We start from the raw sequence: 21,225 nt of genomic DNA, 5'->3' as shown, positions 1-21,225 counted from the left end.
GAAGGAATTTTCCGGTCAGTGGCGGGAGCCAAGGCAGGACCGGCATCAGAATGAGTGAATCCTTGATTATTGTTATGCGGTCTTTTCTGAGTGCATCACCTGCGGTGTATCAGCCCAAGCTGCGCTTGTGGCGCAACACCTTGGCGAAAAAGTCCTGGGCAGCCGGCATGGCCTTGATGCCCTGGTGCGCGACGTTGGGCAGCAGGTCGAAGTGCACCTGCACACCGGCAGCCTCGAAGCTGGACTTCAAGGTAGCCAGGCGCTCTGGTCGCGTACGTCCGGCAGCGTTGGCACCGGCCATGAAGTGTTTGCCGTCTTCTCGGTGGGTAATTTCCCAGGTTTCGAGGTCTGAATCACCCACCACCATGTGCACAGGCAATCGCTGCAAGGCTGGTAGGTTCAACGGTTTGCCAAAGCGTGTGGCAAAGTCCCGCACGCCGACCCACCAGTCCTGATCGGCATCAAGCAGGGTCACCGAGCCCGGCGCGCCAATGGACGCAGCCCAGAGTTTTTCGGGGTGCAGATAGCAGAAGCGATGGGTGAATTGCCCTCCACCGGAATAGCCGAACAGTGCAAAGGTATCGAAGCTGCGACCGTAGCGCTTGCCAACGCTGGCAATCATGTCGAGTAATACTTGGTCGTAACGGATATCGCCTTCGACCATCTGCTTGTAGCCATCACCATTGCCGTCGCCCAGCACGCCGACCGGGAACAGCGGCGACAGGATCACACAATCGTTCCAGCGGCCAAATTCCGCGAAGCCATTGCGGTAAAGCTCCATCGCACGGGTCGAGCCGTGCAGCGAGACCACCAGATCTACCGGCCGGGAGGTGTCCTCGATGGCTTCAGGCACGTAAAGGGTGTAGGCAAACCGGCTGTCCTGATGGTGGGAGTACACGGTGGTCGCGCCAAGGTGATAGACGTTTTTTGCCGCACGTAATGCTGCGTCTTCAGGGCTGATATCTGGATTGCTCATTGAGAAAGTTCGCCAAGTCAGTTCGGACTTGAGTATTGGTCGAGCACTATAAAAAGAAAAACTAATTTAACTTTAGCCAATGTAAACAAAACCTTTACCATGCAGGCGAGCCCATAAACGCGGTCCTCCCCATGAGCAACATTCGTTTCTTCAAGACGTTTATCGCCGTCGCCGAGTACGGCAGTTTTGCCGCCGCCGCCGACCGTGTGGCCCTCACCAACGCAGCCGTTGGCCAGCAAATGCGTGCCCTCGAAGAAGAGATGCGCCGACCGCTGTTCGACCGTAGCCAGCGACAGATCAAGCTGAGCCGCGATGGCGTGTTGTTACTGCCCAAGGCCAAGCGCCTGTTGGCGGACTACGAGCAAATGATTGCCGAGGCACCCGATGGCATGGCCATGGAGGGTGAAGTGTCCATCGGCGGCATTACCTCCGGCATGGGCCTGCTCGCCAATTGCCTGGTGCAACTGAAAAAGCTGCACCCTCGCATATCCGTCAACCTGATGACCGCCCGCTCCGACGAAGTGGTCAACCTGGTACACGCCGCCAAGCTCGACGCAGCATTGCTGATCGAGACGGCACGGCAAAACTTTGACGGATTGAGCTGGACCCTGCTCTACAACGAGCCCATCGTCATGCTCGCCAACACCGCGCAAACCGCCGGCATCAACGACGCCGTGGAATTGCTCAGGACCCAGCCGTTCATTCGCTATGACCGTTCCACCGCCGTAGGCCGCAAGGTGCAGTCGATCATCAAGAGTGAATCGGTGGAGCCGTTGGAAATCCTCGAGCTGAACTCGATCATCGGCATCGCCGACCTGGTGCGTCAGCAAGTCGGAGTGGCGATCGTACCGCTGCTGAAAAATTTTGACTGGCATAAAGACCCCAGCTTGCGCGTATTGCCGCTGCCGGGGGACCTCGCAGTACGCCGGGTAGGGATTCTGGAGCAAGGCACCAAAAGTGCGATTACGGGTGAAATTCGCAAGTTGCTGATGTCGGCGGTGGCGAAGTGACCGTGACCGGGCGGCGGTCTAAGGTTCACGCTTCGCAAGTTCCTCCAGCAGGTCCGCGGACGACATGAAAAACAAGCCATCGGTGACCGCCGTACTGAAATCCAGCAGCCGGTCGATGATGCGCAGGGAAAACGTCAACCTGATCGGTGCCGCTTGGGGTTACGCGCCACAGACAAAAAAACGCCTGCATCGCTGCAGGCGTCTTTGTATGCGTTGCTCCAGGCCCCGTCAGAAATCTACGGTACCCGAGACCAGCAAGGTACGCGGTGCACCCAAACCACCGGAAAGGCCGCTGCCGTCACCGCCGTTCCACGAACCGAGCCAGTACGCCTTGTTGGTGACGTTCTGCACGGTGGCGCGCAGGGTCACCGGCTTGGTCTCGACCTTGAAGGCATAGCGCGCGCCCGCATCGTAGGTGGTGTAAGCGTCCAGCGAGACCCGATGGTCGTTGGTCGCGTATTGCTTACCGGTATGGTTGACATTACCGATCAAGGTCAGCCCAGGCACGTCAAGCAGGTCGTATTCGGTGCCCAGCTTGGCGAGCACCTTAGGTACGCCGGTGACTTGCTCGCCTTTGACGCCGCCGGCGACCACCTTGGTCATTTCCGCCTGGGTATAGGTCGCGCCCCCCATCAGGCGCAGGCGCGGTAGCGGCTCACCGAAGAACGACCACTCCACACCACGGTTACGTTGCTCGCCGTAGACGCCGAAGATATTGGTGGCCGGATTGGTATAGGCACTCGGTTTCTCGATCTGGAACAGGCTGACGGTGTGGGCTAACGTGCCCAGGTCGACCTTGGCCCCTACCTCGTATTGCTTGGTCTGGTAAGGCTGCATGACTGCATCGCGATTCGCCGCCGTATCAGGTGCCGTAGCGCCCTGGCTCAGGCCTTCGATGTAGTTGCCATAGAGCGACACCTTGTCCGTCACTTTGACCAACAGCGCAGTGGCCGGCGAGACGCGGCTTTCGTCGTAGCGGACTTTCGACGCCCGGTCACCGAAGTTCTCGGTGGTGTTTTCCACGCGCTGGCGGCGGGCGCCCACGGTCCATTGCACGCGGTCATCGGCGAAAGACAGGGTATCGGCCAGCGCATAACTGCCCAGGGTCGCGCGGGTCTGCGAGGTGGTCACGCCATAACCCGGGAAGGTCGGTGTGTCGCCAAAGTCCAGGTTGTCGAAATGGGTGGTACCGGGAATACCGGCCCTGGCGTCCTTGAAGCTGTTGTCGGAGGTGAAACGGGTGGTAGCGAGGGTCCAGGCGTGGCCCACAGGCCCGGTCTGGAATTTGCCCTTCAGGCCTACTTCACCGGATTGCTGGGTGCCGCTGCGGGTCGAGCTACTCGCCGAAGAACTGATGTCACCCACATCGTTGATCAGGGTGCTGGAGTTGATCAGCGCGTTGTCACTCCCATCGCGCGGCCCCCATGCCGCGTAGGCCGTGACGGAATCTGACAGGTCGCTCGTATTGGATCGGATCCCGGCTAGGGCGCGCCCGGCCTCAAAGGCAGTTTGCAAAGTAGCGACCCGGTGTAACACCGAACGTGCGACGAAACAGTGCAATAAAAGCGCTGACGTTTTCGTAGCCCAATTCCAGGGCCACACGGGTGACCGACATGTCCGCCGCAAGCATTTCCAGGGCCCTTAGCAGGCGCACCCGCTGACGCCATTCGGTAAAGCTGAAACCGGTCTCCACCACAAAGCGCCGTGTCAGCGTGCGCGGTGCCATCCCCACCCAGGTCGCCCAGGCCTGCAGGCCGCGCTCGTCATCGGGGTGATCCGACAGCGCCTGGGCAATCTTGCGCAACCGGGCGTCCTGAGGTATCGGCAAACCCAGGGCCACCCGGGGCAGAGTCTGTATTTCATCAAGCACTACACCGGCCAAGCGCGACTGCGCCTGGTCCAGAGGCTTGGCTCCCCACCCCGCAGCACGGGCAACTACTTCTCGCAGAAGCCCGGACACTGCAAGGATGCATGGCGTTTCAGGTAAATCAATGCACGCCAGTTCGCGCACGTAAACGCTCCACCCGGCAAACGGCCCATGGGAACGCACGCCGTGGGGGATATTGGGCGGGATCCACACGGCATGTGTCGCAGGCACCACCCACTGACTGGTACCGGCATCCACCGAAAGCAGGCCCGACGTTGCGCCAAGCAACTGGCCCCGCGCATGGCCGTGGCGCTCGGTAACCCGTGGTTCAAGCTCCTTGCGGATCACTGCAACAATCAACGGATCCTCGGCCGAGGAGGCCTCGGCGGGGGAAATCAAGGCAGCTGGCATGAGTGGCCTTATTGGGTTATTGATTGTCTTCAATAACGTAAATCAGCCAACACTACGCCCTTATAGTCAAGGTCTTCAACACCTAGCGAGGAAACACCATGCGCGCAGAAGATATGCTGCCCGATGACAAAAACCAGGTACAACGCAACGGCGTCATGATTCGTAAAGGCAGCGTTGGCGCCTTCCTGATCAACGCCAGAGTGTGGACCGCCCCTACCTCCACGCCCGCGGCGCGCAGCGCTGCCGAGCAGGACCTGATCGACAGCCTGCCGGCCCTGCGTGCCCTGGGACTATTTGAAGTGCTTGCGATCCGTGATGGCGCCTTGCAGCGTCTGGTGGATGCACATTGATGGGCTTTTGCCCACAGGGCTATCCCTTGCAAGGTCTTTTGAAAGGCCAGTTGTACTCGGAGATGGAGGCTGACCTGGGTCTTGACCTGAACCTTACTTGAGGTTTTATAAGGAGTGCCTGAATCGCAACGTGGCCTCCCTATGAATACCCACCACACCTCACCAGATCAACGTTCGCAACCGGTACCAGAGGTCGATGATCCTCCAAATGCAGGTTGGGCCACCCTCCTCTCTGGCGCCAATGGCGTGCGCTCCCTGGCGTTGGCAGGGGGCGTCGTGCTCCACGCGATCAACGTCTACATTGCGACTACGATCCTGCCCTCAGTTGTCCGGGACATCGGCGGTATCGACTACTACGCGTGGAACACCACACTGTTCGTCACCGCCTCGATCCTTGGCTCAGCATTGTCAGCCAGGCTCCTGGTCGGCTTGGGGGCACGCGGCGCCTACACCCTCGCCACGCTGGTGTTTGCAGCCGGTGCGCTGATCTGTGCGTTTGCCCCATCCATGCCCGTGATGCTGGCCGGCCGTCTGATCCAGGGGTTGGGTGGCGGTTTTCTGTTCGCGCTCTCTTACGCGATGATCCGCCTGGTGTTCCATGAAACCTTGTGGCCGCGAGCGATGGCGTTGGTGTCGGGCATGTGGGGAGTGGCCACACTGATCGGCCCGGCGGTCGGTGGCGTCTTCGCTGAACTCGGCGTATGGCGCGCGGCTTTTTGGTCGCTCATCCCTGTCGCCGCGTTGTTCGCCCTGTTGGCTACCGTGGTGTTGCCCAAACGCAACGCCATCAGATCACAACGCTTGCCGCTCCCTCTGGCCCAGTTGGTGTTCCTGACGTGGGCCGTGCTTGCGGTTTCAGCCGCCAGCGTCTCGTCAACACTCGCCTGGAACATCGCCGGTCTGGGTGCCGCCGCGATACTGACTGGCCTGCTGATAGTCACAGAAAGCCGCGCCCGCCATCGACTGCTGCCAACGGGCGCCTTCAGGATCACCTCCGCGCTGGGAGTGCTGTATGCAACCCTGTCCTTGCTTGCGGTGGCCGTTACCAGTGGCGAGATCTTCGTGCCACTTTTCCTCCAGGTCCTGCACCATCAATCGCCGCTCGCCGCCGGCTACCTCGCGGCGCTTATGGCGGGCGGATGGACGCTGGGCTCAATCGCAAGTTCCGGGGCGCGCGGCAAAGGCATCAGGCGCGCGATCCTTGCCGGCCCGATCCTTGGCTTGACGGGCATGGCTGCACTGGCCGTTTTGATTCGCGTCGAAAGTAGCGGTGGCTGGCTGACGGTCACGCCGATCTGCCTGGCGCTCGTCGCCGTCGGGTTTGGCGTCGGGCTGGCGTGGCCGCATTTGCTGACCCGGGTATTTCAGGTGACGCCTGCCAGCGAGCAGGACTTGGCAGGCGCGTCGATTACTACTGTGCAACTGTTCGCCACCGCCCTCGGTGCGGCCCTCGCCGGCATGGTGGCAAACCTTGCCGGCCTTACGCATCCCGCAGGCATCGCCGGCACGGCCAATGCTGCCGGCTGGCTGTTCGGTGTGTTTGCGGTCGCACCCGGCGTTGCCATTTTTACCGCCCTGCGGGTGATCCGGTGTTACTCCAAAGACCAGGCAATCACTGCAGGGCACCGGTAGAGGTCACTGCCCAAAAACGCCTTGGCGCCTCAGGACTCCGACATCACCACCATCACTTCGGCGGCGGTGCCATCCTCGCCTTCCGCCAGGTAAATATGGCCGATTGCACTATTGAAATAGGCCGTCTCACGACAGCCGATGCTAAGGGATTCACCGGTTTCAAATTGAATGCGCACGCGGCCTGACAGGACGACCGCGAACTCTTGCCCAGGGTGCCGGATGTAGTCTTCGAATTGACCCAGTTCCCGCGCATAGATCCGCGCATACATGGGCGTCATGCTGCGCCCGGGGAAATCCCCGGCCATCGGGTGATAGTCATAATTGCCCGTGCTGTAGCCGGCCGCACCGTCGATGGCGGTGCTGACCACCGTAGGCTGTTGGGCGCTGACACCTTGTCTGGTCGGGCTGAACAGCTGGGCAATATCTATATTCAGGGCCCGCGCCGCAGCCGCCAGTTTTTCATAACTTACCGACACCTGCGCCAGTTCCATCTTCGACAAGGTCGACAAAGCCACGCCTGAGCGCTCGGACAGTTGTTTGAGCGTCAACTTCTGGCGCTTGCGGATCACACGCAGGCGGGCGCCAACCTGGGCGCGATCTATCAAGGGATGGGTTGTGGAACCCGAGGCGCAATCGGAACTCATGCAGGCTCTCTGTCGTACAAAAAACGGTGCCTGGAGCTGAGCCAGGGCATGGGCAGGAATAATACCTCATGGTTGTGGGTTGACTGGAAAATTCTCATATCTTACATTTCTCTTATCTGAGAATTATAAAAACACAGGAAAGGGCATGTCGTTCCTTCCCCAGAGACAGGAGGTACTCGCAGTGCCCAACAGCGAATGTTTCGATTTCGCCATCATCGGCGGTGGTATTGCGGGGGCCTCCCTGGCTTATCGCCTGGCCGGCCAGGCCAGTGTCGTGGTGCTCGAACGTGAAAGCCAGCCGGGTTACCACGCCACCGGGCGCTCTGCTGCAATGTTCATGGAGAGCTATGGCACGCCACAGATCCAGGCCCTGACCCGCGCCAGCCGAGGCTTCTATGAGCAGCCGCCCGCCGCGTTCACCGAACATGCACTCCTGGAACCGCGCGGCTGCCTGTACATCGCCGGCCAAGAGCAGCAATCCCTGCTGCAACAAGCCTTCGCCACCAGCCGGGCGCAGGCCGGCAACGTGTCATTGATTGATACCGAGCAGGCCCTGGCATTGGTGCCGTGCCTGCGCCCCGAGGCGGTTGCCGGGGCGATGCTCGAGACCGATGCCCGCGACCTCGACGTGCATGCGCTGCACCAGGGCTTTTTGCGGGCCATGCGGCGGGCCGGCGGGGTGCTGCACTGCGATGCCCAACTGAAAGGCGCCACCCGCGAAGGCCTTCAATGGCACCTGGTACTGGCCGACGGCCGCCAACTGCGCGCGCGCCACCTGGTCAATGCCGCAGGCGCCTGGGCCGATCAGGTCGCACAGCAGTGCGGCGTGCCGCCCGTTGGGTTGCAACCGTGCCGACGCTCCGCCTTTACCTTTGACGGCCCCGAAAACACGGACTTCTCCCGCTGGCCGGCGGTGATCGGTATCGACGAAAGCTTCTACTTCAAACCCGACGCTGGCCAATTGCTGGGCTCACCGGCCAATGCCGATCCTGTCCCGCCACAGGATGTAATGCCCGAAGAGCTGGATATCGCCACCGGCATCTATCACATCGAGGCCGCCACCTCCTTGACCATTCGCCGCCCACGCCATAGCTGGGCCGGCCTGCGCTCATTCGTCGGCGACGGTGACCTGGTGGTCGGCTGGGACAATCATTGCGAAGGCTTCTTCTGGCTGGCGGCACAGGGCGGTTACGGCATTCAGTCCGCAGCCGGTGTATCGCAACTGGCCTGCAGCCAATTACTCGATCTTCCCCTTCCCGAGACCCTGCGCCACCAGGGCGTCGAGCCACAACGCCTGGCCCCTGGCCGCTTGCGTTAATTCATCCCCCCAACGAGGTGCATAGCATGTCTGACACTTTCCAGCGTTACCCCAGCCACCTGCCCTACCCGTTCTCCAAGGCCATTCGGGTCGGTGATTTCCTGTACCTCTCCGGGCAAGTCCCCATGACCCCTCTGGGCGAAGTGGTGCTCGGTGATATCCGCGAGCAGACCGAGGCGGCCATGGCCCGCATCGGCGAAACCCTGGCCGAATGCGGAGCAAGTTTCGAGCAGGTGATCAAGGCCACCGTGTGGCTGTCGGACATGCAGCATTTCGCGGGTTTCAACGACGTGTATAAGCGCCACTTCGACGGTGGCTTCCCGGTGCGCTCCACGGTCGGCGGCGCCCAATTGGCCTTGGGCGTCGATGTCGAGATCGAAGTCCAGGCATGGGTCGGCGCCCGTTGATCCACCCCAGCCGTTTGCCAGAGCGATGCCCCGGTAGGCCATGAGCAGTGGCCTTCCCCCCTGAGCGATAACAACAATAATTTGAGGGAAGTCGTCATGAAAGAAAGTCTGAAAATAGCCGGCGCATTTGTCGGCGTCATTGTCGGTGCAGGGTTCGCCTCCGGTCGGGAGCTGCTACTGATGTTCGTGGATTTCGGCGTCTGGGGGCTGCTGGGTTCGGTGGTCAGCGCCGCGCTCTTCATCTTTCTCGGCATGGCGTTGGCGGGCATGGGCAGCCGGCTGCGGGCAAAGTCCCACAAGGACGTAGTGCATGCATTGTGCGGACGCTACCTGGGGACCTTTGTCGACCTGATGATCACCTTTTTCATGTTTGCGGTAACGGTGGTCATGCTGGCCGGGGGTGGCGCCCTGCTGGAACAGCAGTTCGGCATTCCCGCCCTGTTCGGCAGCGCTGGGGTGACGCTGATCGTGGTCGCCATCGTGTGCCTGGATGTGAAGAAGGTCATTGGCATGATCGGCGCCGTCACACCGCTGCTGGTCCTGACAGCGGCAGGCGTGGCCCTGTATGGCGTCGCCACCCGGGGCCTGAGTTTCGGCGACCTCAACCAACTGGTCAGCCAGCAAGACCCTGGCGCGAGCCATTGGCTGCTGGGCGCGTTGTTGTATGTGTCCTACAACATCGTGGCCGGGGTGCCGTTTCTGGCGATCATGGGCGGTGCCGCAAAGTCCGAGAAACAGGCAATCTGGGGTGGTATTTTCGGCGGAGCATTACTGGGGCTGTTGATGTTGGTAATGAGCCTGGGTCTGCTGTCACGCCTGGACAGCGTGGCGGACCTGCCCATGCCCATGCTGTCCATCGCCACTGAGGTTTCGCCGGCCCTCGGCCTGCTGATGGCGTTGATCATTTTCCTGATGATCGTCAATACGGCCGTGGGGACCTTGTATTCCTTTTCGGCCCGATTGCTGCCGGCAGGCACACGTACATTCCGCATTGGCTCAGCAGCCTTCGGTGCATTGGCATTCGCTGGCAGCCTGGTGGGATTTGTCAGCCTGGTGGGCCAGGTCTATCCGCTGTTCGGTTACCTGGGCTTTTTGCTGATTGGTGCAGTGGTCGTGGGTTGGCTACGCGTAGGGGGATTGTGGCTGGCCAGTAACGGTAGATGATTCGGTACACCTGCGCCGCACACAAAAACTAACCGAGCAAGGCCTGGAGCCCTGCTCGGTCAGGGTCTAAAGCAGCGTCCAGGTGTAACTGAGGATCAACCGGTTCTCATTGATATCGCTGCGGTAGTTTGAGCGCGCCATCACATTGCGTACCCGAATCCCCAGGCCACTGAGTACGCCGCTTTGCACCGCATACCCGATATCCAGGTCACGCTCGCGGTCCCGGCCCTCGTAGCCGCCGCCGGTGTTGACGTTGTCGCCGGTGATATAGCGCACCGTGGTAGTCAGCCCCGGCACCCCGAATGCCGCGAAGTTGTAGTCATAGCGCACCTGCCAGGAGCGCTCGTCGGTATACGCAAACTCGTAGGTGGGGACTTCGTTACCCAATGGCGTGACATTGGCAAATACCCGGGGGAAGGCGCTGTCGCCGTACATCGCCTGGTACCCCACGTAAAAGGTATGGCCACCGCGCCTGGCCGACAGCAGCGAGAAAAACGCCTGGTTGTCGATCTTGCCGAGTAACTGCTCGCCCTCCTCGCGCGCTGTGTAGTAACCCAGGTTGGCACCCAGCACCCACGTCCCGAACGGCTGACTATGCTTGAGGCCGATAAAGTCCTGGGCGTAGATGTCCTGCAACTGGCCATGCCAGAGGCTGACACTGGTGCGTTCGCGATTAAAGGCGTAGTCGCCGCCGACATAATTGAAGGCATCGCTCTGAGCCCCGCGCTGCGGCACATGGCCGAGCATGGCGATCATCTTGCCGTCACCGGCCTCGTTGCGCAGGCTGGTGGTGCTCAGGTGCCCCGCCTGCAGGGTCAGCCCCGTGATTTCATTGGAGCTGAGACTGAGCCCCTGATAACTCGGCGGCAGCAAGCGAATGTCACTGAAGGCCAGCACCGGCAGGTTCGGCTGCAACTCCCCAACCTTCAGTTCACTACTGGACAACCGCGCCTTGAAGGTCAAGCCCAGGCGGCTGTAGTCGTCGGCAGCGCGGCCGTCGTCCTTGACCGGCAACAAGCCGCTATTGACCCGGTCCGGGCTGCTGTCGAGCTTGAGGCCCAGGGTGCCCAGCGCATCCAGGCCAAAGCCAATGGGTCCGGGGGTATACCCGGATTTGTAAGTCAGGATAAACCCCTGGCCCCACTCCTGGGCCTGGGACTGTTGATTGGCGCCGACAATATCGGAGAAGTCGCGGCTGAAGTAATAGTTGCGGGCCTGCAAGGTAGCCGTGGAACCCGCGAAAAAACCACCCTCGCCCGCCGTTGCCGCAAGGGGCAGCCCTAGCAGGGAAAGCCAGATACGTTGTGTGTGCATGTCGTTGCTCTTTGTTTTTATTATCGACAGGTCGGACAGTTACAGCGCCTGGGCGGCGGGCAACCGGATAGCGGTGCGCCGCTCATTCAAGGCGAACATCGTCATGGCCAGGGCCGCAATGGCACCGGGCACGGCAAAGGCCATGAAGTTCAGTTGCAGCGGCAGCTCGATCGCCATCAGCGCGCCGCCTAACAGTGGGCCGACGATGGCGCCATTGCGCCCGATGCCGGAGGCCCAGCCCAGGCCGGTGGCGCGAATCGACAAGCCATAGAGTTGCGCCGCCCCCGCATACAGGAGGATTTGCGTGCCGATGGTGGTGGCACCCGCAATAAAGATCAGCAGGTACAAGACCGGCATCGGGCTGTTGATGCCCAGCAGGCTGATGGAAACCACGGCGGCAACAAAGAAGCAGATCACCACTTTCACCAGGTTCAGCCGATCCCCCAACCGCCCGCCAATCAACGCCCCGGCCATACCGCCCAGGTTCAGGGCAATCAGGAACGACAAGCTCGACCCGAGGCTGTAGCCAGCCCCGGCCATCAGCTTGGGCAGCCACGAACTCAAGGCATAGACCATCAACAGGCAGCAGAAAAACGCGGTCCAGATCATCGCCGTGCGCATGGCCAGGCCATGGCGGAACAACTCCACCACCGACGCGCCCTTGCTCTTGACGTCCGCGATGAGCAGTTCATCCCCGGCGTTGATCGGGGTGTCTGGCGACAGGCGATTAAGCAGCACTCGGGCCTGCTCTACACGGCCCTGGCGGATCAGAAAGCCAATGGATTCGGGCAACCACAGCACAATCACCGGCAACAGCAGCAGCGGGATGACGGCGACAAAAAACATCGACGACCAGCCATAGGCCGGCAACATGAAAATCCCCACACTGGCGGCGAGCATGCCACCCAGGGAATAGCCGCTGAACATGAAGGCCATCAAGGTGCTGCGCACTTTTTTCGGCGCATATTCGTTGATCAGCGCCGCCGCGTTGGGCATCAGCCCACCACAGCCAAGCCCGGCGATAAACCGGCAGATGCCGAACTCCGTGGGGCTGCTGGCAAAGCCGTTGATCACCGTGGCAATGCTGAACAACGCAAAGCAAAAGACGATGCCTTTCTTGCGCCCGAAGCGGTCCGCCAGGGTGCCGAAGATCAGCGCGCCGAACATCATGCCGAACAGCGCATAACTGCCCAGGGCGCCGGCCTGCAGGGGCGTCAGCCCCCACTCGCGCATGATCGATGGCAAGACCACGCCATAGATAAACAAGTCATAGCCATCAAAGATCAACAGCAAGGCACACAGGCTGACAACCAGCCAATGGAAGCGATTGAAAGGGGCATTGTCGATAATCGAATGAACGTCATGGGTACGCATGGCAGTGCTCTCTTTATTGTTGTTGTGAGTCAATGTCTGCAGGTAACGGTGAATCAGCCGAGGTCGCCACCTCCTACCGGCAAGGTCACGCCGGTGATATAGGAGGCCTCGTCAGAGGCCAGAAATAGAATCGCGCCCGCTTGCTCGTCGATGCTGCCGTAGCGTTTCATCGGGCTGCTGTCGAGGGTCTGGTCGACGATCTGCTGGTACCACACGCGCTCCTGCTCGCTTTGCGGCTGGCTGTTGCGCGGGATGCGCCGCGGTGGGGCCTCGGTGCCGCCCGGTGCGGTGGCATTGACACGGATGCCGCTGCCGACGGTCTCCAGGGCCAGGCACGCGGTCAGGGCATTGACCCCGCCCTTGGCCGCGCCATAGGGCACCCGATTGACCCCGCGTGTGGCGACCGAAGACACATTGACGATGGCACCACTGCCCTGCTCGAGCATGTAGGGCAGCACGCAATGGCAACACCACAACGTGGGGAACAGCGAGCGGCGCACTTCGGCTTCGATTTGCGCTACCGCGTAGAACTCAAAGGGCTTGGCCCAGATAGTCCCGCCGACGTTGTTGATCAGAATGTCGATGCGCCCAAACCGCACTTTGGCGGCGGCCATGACCTCGGCACACGCGGCATGTTGCTCAAGGTCAGCGGTCAGGGTCAGCAGCCGTGCATGCTGCAACTCATGCACCAGCTCCGAGCGATCGACCGCAACCACCCAGGCGCCCTCCGCCAGCAACCGCTCGGCCACGCGCCGGCCGATGCCCTGGGCGGCGCCGGTAACCAGCGCTACCTTGGTGTCAAAACGTGGATTCATGCTGATCTCCTCACGCGGCGTCAGAACTTGCGACGGCATTGGCGGTGAATTTCTCGTAATGGAAGCTGGCCGGGCTCACGCCTTGGTGCTTGAAGTGCTGGCGCACCGCATCGACCATCGGCGGCGGCCCGCACAGGTAGACATCGACATCACCGTCGTGGAGCGCCTCGCGGCCCATATGCTGGGTGACATACCCCTGGCGCGGGTGCGCGGTCTGCGGGTCGGCCACGCACGTGACAATCGTGAGCTGGGGCAAGCGCGCGGCGAAAGCCTCCAGGGCCTCAAGCAGGACCAGGTCCTGATCCCGCGTTACCCCATAGATCAGTGTGATCGGCCGGGCTTCCCCGCGCTGTGCCAACACCTCAAGCATCGACAGAAACGGCGCCAGACCGGTGCCGCCGGCCAGTAACAACAGGGGCCGCATCACCTCGCGCAGGTAAAAACTGCCCAGTGGTCCAGTCATCGGCACGCGATCGCCCGGCTGGGCGCGCTCCAGCCAGCCGCTCATCAAGCCGCCCGGCACATGCTTGATCAGGAAACTGGCGTGCGTGTCGCCAGGACGGCTGCTGAATGAATAGGAGCGCGTCTGCCCACTGTCGGGCACACCGATATTCACGTACTGGCCGGGTAAAAATACCGGCGCCTGGTCCAATGCAAAGCTCACCTCCAGCGCGGCATCGGCGTGGCGGGTAATGCTCGCCAGCGTCGCGGCAAACTGCGTGGTGCCGGTCTTGCACGCACTGGACGGCAACGGCACGGCAATCACGCAATCGGATTGCGGCACCATCTGGCAGGTCAGCACCTGGCGTTCCCGGGCTTCGTCGGCGCTCAGGGCGTCGTCGATATAGTCGTCACCCAAGTCGTAGGCGCCGGTTTCACAATGGCATTTGCAGGTACCGCACACCCCGTCGGAGCAGTCCATGGGCAGGTTGATGCGTTGGCGAAAGGCGGCATCGAGGACCTTCTCCCCCACCTTGCAGTCGATGAAGCGGGTCACCCCATCTTCGAAGTTCAGGGCAATGGCATAGCTCATGGCGGTGTCCTCAGATGTGGTAGATGTCGATGACCTGGTGGATGTAATCGTTTTTCAGCACCACCTTCTTGCGCGTGATCAGCGGCTGCTCGCCACTGATATCCAGGCCATAGAAGGACGTCCCGAAATAGCTGTCCGTGGTCTTGTAGCGGTGGCTGAGGGTGTGCCAGTTGAAACGCAGCTCTACCTGCGCGCCATCGTCGGCCAGCACTTCGAGGTTGCCGAGCAGGTGCACCGTGCGCGGCTCGGGCGTGCTGGCGCTGGATCGCTCGGTCTTGATCCGGAAGATGCGGTCTTCCAGGCCGTCGCGGCTGGGGTAGTAGATCAGTGAGATTTCGCTGTGCGGGTCTTCGGTGAGGGTGTCGTAGTCGTCCCAGGCGGGCATCCAGAACTCCACTTTGGGCGAGTAACACGCCAGCCATTCATCCCACTGGCGGTCATCCAGCAGGCGCGCTTCGCGGTAGAGAAAATCCAGCAGGCGGTCACGGGACAGGCTCATGGCTGCACCTCCCGGTCGCTGGCGATCAGGCCCTGCTGTTCGCGCTCGATTGCGCGCTGCAGGCTGGCGGCCCAATGCGCATGCTGGCGCACGAACAAGCCTTCGTCTTCGGTCTTCACCCCGCTCAGTTGCGGGTGCATGCCCATAGCCCTGGCGTTGTCGTCAGCACCCTCCACCCACTGTTTGGCGCCACGGCTCAGGTCATTCCACAGGGTGGTCGCCCCCTGGTAGCCGGTCTGGCAGGCGCGGAACTCCTCCAGGTCATCCGGGGTACCCATGCCGCTGACGTTAAAGAAGTCTTCGTACTGGCGAATCCGCGTCGCCCGCTCCTGGGCACTTTCGCCGATCGGCGCCATGCAATAGATGGTCACTTCGGTCTTGTCCACCGCGAGGGGCCGCACCACACGGATCTGCGTGGAGAACTGGTCCATCAGGTACACATTGGGGTAGAGACACAGGTTGCGGGTCTGGTCGACGATAAAGTCCGCACGCGCCTGGCCCAGGCGCTCGGCCAATGCTTCGCGGTGGGCATGCACCGGACGCACCTCGGGGTTGAGCAGGCGCGTCCACAGCAGGATATGCCCGTGATCGAAGGCGTAGACCCCGCCCAGGCTTTTCGACCAGCCATTGGCATCGACCGTGCGCGTGCCTTCGGCCTCGTAATTGCGCCGGCCCATGGTCGCCGAGTAGTTCCAGTGCACGGAACTGACGTGGTAACCGTCGGCACCGTTCTCGATCTGCAGCTTCCAGTTGCCGTCGTAGACATAGGATGAACTGCCGCGCAGCACCTCCAGGCCCAGGGGAGCCTGGTCGACCATCTGGTCGATGATGACGCGGGTCTCGCCCAGGTAATCACTCAGTTCCGGCACCGCGTCGCTGAGGCTGCCGAACAGAAAACCGCGGTAGTTTTCAAAGCGCGCCAGGCGCTTGAGGTCATGGGAGCCGTCACAGTCGAAGCTGTCCGGGTAGGCCCCGGTCTTGCCATCCTTGACCTTGAGCAGCTTGCCGGCGTTGCTGAAGGTCCAGCCGTGGAATGGGCAGGTGAATGAGCCCTTGTTGCCCTGCTTGCGCCGGCACAACATGGCGCCGCGATGGGCGCAGGCATTGACCAGGCCATGCAGGGTGCCCTGTTTGTCGCGGGTGATCACCACCGGCTGGCGGCCAATCCAGGTGGTGTAGTAGTCATTGATTTCCGGCACCTGGCTTTCATGGGCCAGGTACAGCCACCCGCCTTCGAAAATGTGCTTGATCTCCAGGGCAAACAGCTCGGGGTCGGTAAAGATGTCGCGGCGGCAGCGGAACACCCCGGTAGCGGGATCTTCCTGAACGGACTCGCGCAGTTGTGCGGCGAGGCGCTCGAGTGTACTGGTCATGGGGCAGGCCCTCCGTTGTTCTTGTATCAGGCGCCCTCACCGTACGTGTTCGTCCTGTTCCTCAATATCCGCTTCCTGCAAATCAGTATCCGGCTGGCGCAAGCCGCTTAGCGATGGCGCTTCCAGGTCTGCGAAGGCAGCTCACCAAAGCGTTTGCGATAGGCCTCGGAGAAGCGCCCCAGGTGCATAAAGCCATGGTCCAGTGCCACCTCCGTCACACTGCGCGCGGTAGTCAGTTGTAAACGCGCATGCACCCGCTCCAGCTTGCGCTGGCGCACATAATCACGGGGCGACAGACCCACCTGGCGTTCGAACAGGCTATACAGCGAACGCTCACTGACCTTGGCCACCGCCATCAGTTGCTCGATGCTGATATCCTCGCCCAGATGTCCCTCGATAAACTCGCGCACGGCCTCAAAACCGCCGCCTTGCGCCGCCTGGGGAACCACCCGCAGCACATTGCTGGCCAGCAGCGCCAGCAGCTTATTGGCCACAATCCGCTCATACAGGCCCTGTACCTCAGGTTCGGCGGCGTTTTCCGCCTCATGGCAGATCAGCCCCAGTAACTGCAGAAAACCGTCCATCTCACTCAGCGCCCGGCGTGCATCCGCAAAGCGAATACCCGGTTGCGGCAGCGTCCAGTGCTGCGCCAGGCAAGCGTTTTCCAACAGACGCACCGGTAACTTGATGATGAATTTCTCGCAGTCGGCGGAATAGGTCAGGTCCACCGGGTCATCCGGGTTGATCAGCAAGATCTCTCCTGGCCCGAAGACCTGCTCCCCGCCCCGGGAGTTGGAGCGGCAGTGGCCTGTCAGCAGGATCTGCAAGTGATAAATGGTTTCCAGCGCCACCGACGTGACCCTGACCGGCGCGCCATAGCTGATACGGCACAAGTCCAGGCTGGAAAAGGTCCGGTGACTGATACTCGCCATGGGCCGGCCCTTGGGCGGCAGGCGGATACAGTGGCTGCCCACATGCTGGTTGACATAGTCCGACACGGCATAGGCATCGGCGCCCTGGAAAATCTGGCTGCGCTCACTCAATAGCACGGTCATGGTGCGCCTCTTTATCGTTATTGGCCTCAGGCTGAGGCGTGATGCCGCGACCGTCCAATATGGATAAGGTCTGACGGGATACCTTGGAGGTATGGTCGGCTTTGCGTGGGGCGATAATCCGCACTAGGCCGGGCATCATGCGGCGCACGACCGCTTGGGGGGCGACATGTCTTGATACGTGTTCCGTAGCGCCTTAGATCAGAAGTGCGCTCATGGGATGTGCTGCCACTTTTTATAAGCGGGCGCGGGTTGCGGGCTTCGAGGCGGGCTAGTCTCGGCCCTCGACAATCGGGGTCAATATCTCCAGAAAACCGGAGTTACGAGTACTAACACCGTCAGGATTTCCAACCTTCCCAGAAGCATGCCAACGGTCAGTAGCCATTTTGCGGCATCCGGTAATGATGAGAAGTTACCGGCCGGGCCAATGATTGTGCCAAGCCCCGGCCCGACGTTACACACCGCAGTAGCGGCACCGCTCAACGCGGTTGTCCAATCAAGTCCGATGAGCGCCAGGCCCAAGGCGATGACGGCAATGGTGATGGTGAAGAAAAACGAGAAGGTCAATAGCGAGCGCACGATCTCTTCGTCGATGGGATGGCCGTTGTATTTTTTCTGAATCACGGCTCGGGGGTGAATCAACTGCTTCAAGCTACTGACCAGTAGAGCGGCAGCCACCTGAAAACGGAAGATTTTAAGCCCGCCGGCAGTGGAGCCGGAACAACCACCCACGAACGTCAAATAGAAAAACAGCAAGACCGCGAAGCTGCCCCACAAGGTGTAGTCGCCAACAGCAACACCCGTGGTCGTGACGATTGAGGTCACGTTGACTGCCACGATACGAAACGCATCCCACCACTCGTAATCGCTGTGAAAATGCAGCCAGGTGCCCACAGCCAGCGATGTGACAAGCAAGAATCCAATAAATCCGCGTACCTGGTGATCCTTGATCAGCGCACGCCGATTACCCCGCAATGTGGCGACGTACAAGGTGAACGGCATACTGCCCAGAATCATGATGGCCACTGCCACCCAGTGAATCGTTGGTTGTGTCCAGTGCCCAAGTGAGGCATCGGAAGTTGAGAACCCCCCGGTAGAGATCAACGACATTGCGTGGTTGATCGCGTCAAATGGCGTCATTCCAGCGAACCAGAGCGCCAGGGCTCCGATGCCAGTAAGCCCGCAATAGAGCAGCAGGATGTACTTGGCGCCCACATGGGAACGCGGCGTTATTTTCTCTGACCAGTCTGAGGACTCTGTCTGGAACAGCCGCATGCCACCCACTCGTAACAGTGGAAGGATCGCCACGGCCATGCCAATAAATCCTATGCCTCCCAACCAATGCAGCATGGAGCGCCAGATCAACAAGCCGGGAGATGAGGTGTCCAGGCCGCTGAGTACCGTCGAGCCGGTGGTTGTGATGCCAGACATCGTTTCAAAAAACGCGTCGGTGTAACTGATGTGAGTGATGAACAGCATTGGCAACGCTGCGAAGGTGCACACCACCACCCAACTGCCCGTCGTCAGCAGGTACATATCTCTCGGGCGAAGCTGACCAGCATCCGGACGCCCCCCCCGGACAACCAACAGGAGGCCACAGATGAGGGTAATCAGACTTGACCAGAGAAATGCCGCCAGATCGTCGTTACGCTCGTAGACCACCAGCGTGATCATGGGGATAACCATGCTTATGGCCAGCGTGATCAGAAAAATGCCTAAGATAAATCCAATAAGCCGAATTGCTGCGAGGGACATACAGTAGCGTTCCAAATTATCACCCCGCAGTATCGGATGCCCAACCTGAAAGCTCCGTAAATTTTGCGTAAAACTTTCACGAGCAAGCCGTCAGACTGCGTGCGTCAAAGGGCAGCTTTTGGCCCAGAGCAATTCAACCAGCAGCATGCTGCCAAACGGGTATGACCTCATCACGTTGCCGGGTACTCGATTCGCTTAAAGCGTCTGCGTTGCAGTTGCCATTATTATTTTTCCCATTCAACAACGAGGAAGCCCGTTGTAAAGATAAGAAATTATCTGTATTGCTAAAATCCAAAGCTGGAATCAACTATCCAATTCTCTAGAGGCGAATAGATCGAGAAAAGACATTTCTTAATATTACAGAGCGAAGCACGAATAATTTAGTTAGGCTGGTCCTGTTTTGAACGTATACAACAGGATGTGCCGTGTGAAGCCCCTAGCGACAAACCCAAGATTCGCCATTGTCTTAGCTGTTTTTTATACACTATCAATGGTTCTTGCGGCCAAAGTAACTTACCTGATGATTTTTTCCCATGAATTCCTGGCCAGCGAAGGCCGCAAACGAACAACGCGAATGATTGAAACGATCCCCGTTCGCGGGACTATATTCGACAGATTCAGTCAGCCGCTGGCAGTTTCCACACCGGTGAGCACCTTGTGGGTAAACCCTAAACAGTTTGACCCAACAAATCAGCAAGCAGCCTTACTCAAAGAACATCTTGACATCAATGAATCACTAACAAAAAACCTAACACTAAACACTCAAAACAAATCCTTTGCCTATTTGGCCAGAAGGATTGATCCCCAGCTGGCGAACACGATAATGGAACTATCTATTCCTGGCGTTTATGAACGCCAGGAATACAAGAGATACTACCCTCAATCCTCGATGCTTGCTCAGTCAATAGGCTTCACCAATATTGACCAGAAAGGTATCGAAGGTATCGAATTAATGTATAACCATAAACTTTCTGGCCTGCCTGGCATAGAAGAGCACACGTTAAACCTACACAAGCGAGCCACTCGTGAAATCGTTGTGCACAAACCCTTTACTCCGGGAGACAATCTGCATTTGACGATTGACTCCACACTTCAACATTACGTTGAAAAAGCACTACTGAAAGCCCTCATGAAAAATGCAGCCAAGTCTGCAAGTGCGATCCTTATACACGCTAAAACAGGTGAGATACTAGCACTCTCTACAATGCCCTCCTTTAATCCCAATGCACGCAAAAGCTTCAACGCGGAGCTTATTCGAAATCGCGTTTTCACTGATGTGTATGAGCCCGGCTCAGTGATAAAACCATTCAGTATGGCAGCCGTTCTGACGGCTAAAATAATTGACAAAGACGCCATTATTCAAATAGCACCAGGATTCGTAAAGATAAATGGATATACCATCAGGGATGTAGGCAGAGACAGCCAATTGGATTTGGCGGGAATTATCCGCCGCTCTTCAAATGTTGGCATGAGCAAGGTTGCGATTCCGACAGGTGGCGCAGTCATCTCGCAATTGCTTACTGAGTTGGGATTCGGAATCAACACAGCTATCTACTTCCCCGGAGAAAGCGTCGGGACGGTTCCAGTCAACCGGGTGTGGTCCGACATTGCTACAGCGAGTCTCTCATACGGATACAGCTTGTCTGTCAACTTGGCACAACTGGCTCAGGCCTATACCGTCTTTGCGAATGACGGGAATCTAGTTCCATTATCAATAATCAAAGGCGAGGCAAAGCCGGCACGCAACGTCATAAGTCCGGAGGTCGCCAACAGTGTTCTGAGCATGATGGTGCAGGCCGTGGATGGCCCTGGAGCAGGTGGAAAGCGCGCAGCCATCGACGGTTACACAGTTGCAGGCAAAAGCGGCACGTCACGCAAGGCATCCAGCGGCGGATATCAAAACAATAAATATAGAGCCATGTTCGTAGGTATCGCTCCGGCCAACGCGCCGGAATTCATAATGGCCGTAATCGTAGATGAACCCACTGCCGGAGGCTATTTCGGGGGAGCTATTGCAGCACCGATTTTTAAGGAGGTCCTTGAAGACGCTCTTCGGATCAGAAATATTCCGAGTGATGAGCGTCGTTCCACTCGCGCCACGCCTGGGCGTGCGGGGGCCCCATCGCCCGCGATGTTTACGACGCCTATGCACTCGCAGCCACCGTTGCGAGCCCATATATCCGCAACGGGTTGAACGCTCAGTCTGAACTGGGCAGTAAGCTGGGTTCCCA

19 protein-coding genes are annotated in these 21,225 nt (G+C 59.7%); 7 read left to right on the top strand and 12 right to left on the bottom strand.

Features of this window, described 5'->3' with window-relative positions; all coding sequences use genetic code 11:
* Positions 1-109: 109 nt before the first annotated feature.
* Positions 110-976: an alpha/beta hydrolase family protein gene (locus HU773_RS13580; RefSeq protein ID WP_169990114.1), complete on the bottom strand. Its 867-nt coding sequence runs from the start codon at positions 974-976 to the stop codon at positions 110-112.
* 131 nt (positions 977-1,107) lie between these two features.
* Here HU773_RS13580 and HU773_RS13575 point away from each other — a divergent pair, with 131 nt between their 5' ends.
* Positions 1,108-1,986, top strand: coding sequence for a LysR family transcriptional regulator (locus tag HU773_RS13575; RefSeq protein WP_128593686.1), 879 nt, complete (start codon positions 1,108-1,110; stop codon positions 1,984-1,986).
* Positions 1,987-2,214: 228 nt separating this feature from the next.
* Here HU773_RS13575 and HU773_RS13570 read toward each other — a convergent pair whose 3' ends face one another.
* A complete protein-coding gene (locus HU773_RS13570; protein ID WP_225923785.1) occupies positions 2,215-3,501 on the bottom strand; it encodes a TonB-dependent receptor in 1,287 nt (428 codons plus the stop codon).
* Entirely contained in the window at positions 3,485-4,264 is a 780-nt protein-coding gene (locus HU773_RS13565; protein ID WP_169960295.1) for an AraC family transcriptional regulator, read from the bottom strand. The genes HU773_RS13570 and HU773_RS13565 overlap by 17 nt, the downstream gene beginning before the upstream one ends.
* Before the next feature lie 98 nt (positions 4,265-4,362).
* On the opposite strand from HU773_RS13565, the gene HU773_RS13560 reads away from it, so the two are divergent.
* The gene (locus tag HU773_RS13560) at positions 4,363-4,614 is read left to right on the top strand and encodes a hypothetical protein (protein WP_057438437.1); all 252 of its coding nucleotides are present in this window, start codon (positions 4,363-4,365) and stop codon (positions 4,612-4,614) included.
* Positions 4,615-4,755: 141 nt separating this feature from the next.
* Complete coding sequence (locus HU773_RS13555) at positions 4,756-6,246, top strand: MFS transporter (protein WP_186625728.1); 1,491 nt, start codon at positions 4,756-4,758, stop codon at positions 6,244-6,246.
* A 29-nt stretch (positions 6,247-6,275) separates the two neighbouring features.
* Here HU773_RS13555 and HU773_RS13550 read toward each other — a convergent pair whose 3' ends face one another.
* Positions 6,276-6,890, bottom strand: a complete 615-nt coding sequence (locus HU773_RS13550; protein ID WP_186625726.1) for a helix-turn-helix domain-containing protein — start codon at positions 6,888-6,890, stop codon at positions 6,276-6,278.
* Between the two features lie 145 nt (positions 6,891-7,035).
* Between HU773_RS13550 and HU773_RS13545 the strand changes: the two genes are divergently transcribed.
* The 3 genes from HU773_RS13545 to HU773_RS13535 all read left to right on the top strand — a co-directional run bounded on the left by HU773_RS13545 (position 7,036) and on the right by HU773_RS13535 (position 9,779).
* Positions 7,036-8,208, top strand: coding sequence for an NAD(P)/FAD-dependent oxidoreductase (locus HU773_RS13545; RefSeq protein ID WP_189691253.1), 1,173 nt, complete (start codon positions 7,036-7,038; stop codon positions 8,206-8,208).
* A gap of 26 nt (positions 8,209-8,234) precedes the next feature.
* Positions 8,235-8,615 carry a RidA family protein gene (locus HU773_RS13540; protein WP_186625724.1) on the top strand — a complete coding sequence of 127 codons (381 nt, stop codon included), beginning with the start codon at positions 8,235-8,237 and terminating at the stop codon, positions 8,613-8,615.
* A 96-nt stretch (positions 8,616-8,711) separates the two neighbouring features.
* The gene (locus tag HU773_RS13535; RefSeq protein WP_186625722.1) at positions 8,712-9,779 is read left to right on the top strand and encodes a YkvI family membrane protein; all 1,068 of its coding nucleotides are present in this window, start codon (positions 8,712-8,714) and stop codon (positions 9,777-9,779) included.
* 66 nt (positions 9,780-9,845) lie between these two features.
* Here HU773_RS13535 and HU773_RS13530 read toward each other — a convergent pair whose 3' ends face one another.
* From HU773_RS13530 to HU773_RS13495, 8 genes are all read right to left on the bottom strand, one after another.
* Entirely contained in the window at positions 9,846-11,093 is a 1,248-nt protein-coding gene (locus tag HU773_RS13530; RefSeq protein ID WP_186625720.1) for an OprD family porin, read from the bottom strand.
* Positions 11,094-11,132: 39 nt separating this feature from the next.
* Positions 11,133-12,467: an MFS transporter gene (locus tag HU773_RS13525; protein WP_169990110.1), complete on the bottom strand. Its 1,335-nt coding sequence runs from the start codon at positions 12,465-12,467 to the stop codon at positions 11,133-11,135.
* Positions 12,468-12,520: 53 nt separating this feature from the next.
* Entirely contained in the window at positions 12,521-13,282 is a 762-nt protein-coding gene (locus tag HU773_RS13520; RefSeq protein ID WP_186625718.1) for a 1,6-dihydroxycyclohexa-2,4-diene-1-carboxylate dehydrogenase, read from the bottom strand.
* A 10-nt stretch (positions 13,283-13,292) separates the two neighbouring features.
* Positions 13,293-14,315, bottom strand: a complete 1,023-nt coding sequence (gene benC / locus HU773_RS13515) for a benzoate 1,2-dioxygenase electron transfer component BenC (protein WP_169990108.1) — start codon at positions 14,313-14,315, stop codon at positions 13,293-13,295.
* 10 nt (positions 14,316-14,325) lie between these two features.
* Positions 14,326-14,814, bottom strand: coding sequence for a benzoate 1,2-dioxygenase small subunit (gene benB / locus HU773_RS13510; protein WP_128593680.1), 489 nt, complete (start codon positions 14,812-14,814; stop codon positions 14,326-14,328).
* The gene (locus tag HU773_RS13505; protein ID WP_186625716.1) at positions 14,811-16,187 is read right to left on the bottom strand and encodes a Rieske 2Fe-2S domain-containing protein; all 1,377 of its coding nucleotides are present in this window, start codon (positions 16,185-16,187) and stop codon (positions 14,811-14,813) included. The genes benB and HU773_RS13505 overlap by 4 nt, the downstream gene beginning before the upstream one ends.
* A gap of 107 nt (positions 16,188-16,294) precedes the next feature.
* Positions 16,295-17,242, bottom strand: coding sequence for an AraC family transcriptional regulator (locus HU773_RS13500; RefSeq protein ID WP_057959707.1), 948 nt, complete (start codon positions 17,240-17,242; stop codon positions 16,295-16,297).
* Positions 17,243-17,536: 294 nt separating this feature from the next.
* Complete coding sequence (locus HU773_RS13495) at positions 17,537-18,994, bottom strand: TrkH family potassium uptake protein (RefSeq protein WP_057959708.1); 1,458 nt, start codon at positions 18,992-18,994, stop codon at positions 17,537-17,539.
* A 427-nt stretch (positions 18,995-19,421) separates the two neighbouring features.
* On the opposite strand from HU773_RS13495, the gene HU773_RS13490 reads away from it, so the two are divergent.
* A complete protein-coding gene (locus tag HU773_RS13490) occupies positions 19,422-21,188 on the top strand; it encodes a peptidoglycan D,D-transpeptidase FtsI family protein (protein WP_186625714.1) in 1,767 nt (588 codons plus the stop codon).
* Positions 21,189-21,225 lie beyond the last annotated feature (37 nt).

The sequence above is a fragment of the Pseudomonas shahriarae genome, from assembly GCF_014268455.2.
In the GTDB taxonomy this organism is placed as follows: domain Bacteria; phylum Pseudomonadota; class Gammaproteobacteria; order Pseudomonadales; family Pseudomonadaceae; genus Aquipseudomonas; species Aquipseudomonas shahriarae.
Note: the sequence above shows the minus strand (reverse complement) of the source record. Positions and strands in the feature narration are given on the sequence as shown.

Bases quoted from the DNA above. Each gene is read 5' to 3' on its own strand.
- HU773_RS13580 (WP_169990114.1), bottom strand. From the start codon at position 976: ATGAGCAATCCAGATATCAGCCCTGAAGACGCAGCATTACGTGCGGCA.
- HU773_RS13575 (WP_128593686.1), top strand. From the start codon at position 1,108: ATGAGCAACATTCGTTTCTTCAAGACGTTTATCGCCGTCGCCGAGTAC.
- HU773_RS13565 (WP_169960295.1), bottom strand. From the start codon at position 4,264: ATGCCAGCTGCCTTGATTTCCCCCGCCGAGGCCTCCTCGGCCGAGGAT.
- HU773_RS13560 (WP_057438437.1), top strand. From the start codon at position 4,363: ATGCGCGCAGAAGATATGCTGCCCGATGACAAAAACCAGGTACAACGC.
- HU773_RS13555 (WP_186625728.1), top strand. From the start codon at position 4,756: ATGAATACCCACCACACCTCACCAGATCAACGTTCGCAACCGGTACCA.
- HU773_RS13550 (WP_186625726.1), bottom strand. From the start codon at position 6,890: ATGAGTTCCGATTGCGCCTCGGGTTCCACAACCCATCCCTTGATAGAT.
- HU773_RS13545 (WP_189691253.1), top strand. From the start codon at position 7,036: ATGTCGTTCCTTCCCCAGAGACAGGAGGTACTCGCAGTGCCCAACAGC.
- HU773_RS13540 (WP_186625724.1), top strand. From the start codon at position 8,235: ATGTCTGACACTTTCCAGCGTTACCCCAGCCACCTGCCCTACCCGTTC.
- HU773_RS13535 (WP_186625722.1), top strand. From the start codon at position 8,712: ATGAAAGAAAGTCTGAAAATAGCCGGCGCATTTGTCGGCGTCATTGTC.
- HU773_RS13530 (WP_186625720.1), bottom strand. From the start codon at position 11,093: ATGCACACACAACGTATCTGGCTTTCCCTGCTAGGGCTGCCCCTTGCG.
- HU773_RS13525 (WP_169990110.1), bottom strand. From the start codon at position 12,467: ATGCGTACCCATGACGTTCATTCGATTATCGACAATGCCCCTTTCAAT.
- HU773_RS13520 (WP_186625718.1), bottom strand. From the start codon at position 13,282: ATGAATCCACGTTTTGACACCAAGGTAGCGCTGGTTACCGGCGCCGCC.
- benC (WP_169990108.1), bottom strand. From the start codon at position 14,315: ATGAGCTATGCCATTGCCCTGAACTTCGAAGATGGGGTGACCCGCTTC.
- benB (WP_128593680.1), bottom strand. From the start codon at position 14,814: ATGAGCCTGTCCCGTGACCGCCTGCTGGATTTTCTCTACCGCGAAGCG.
- HU773_RS13505 (WP_186625716.1), bottom strand. From the start codon at position 16,187: ATGACCAGTACACTCGAGCGCCTCGCCGCACAACTGCGCGAGTCCGTT.
- HU773_RS13500 (WP_057959707.1), bottom strand. From the start codon at position 17,242: ATGACCGTGCTATTGAGTGAGCGCAGCCAGATTTTCCAGGGCGCCGAT.
- HU773_RS13495 (WP_057959708.1), bottom strand. From the start codon at position 18,994: ATGTCCCTCGCAGCAATTCGGCTTATTGGATTTATCTTAGGCATTTTT.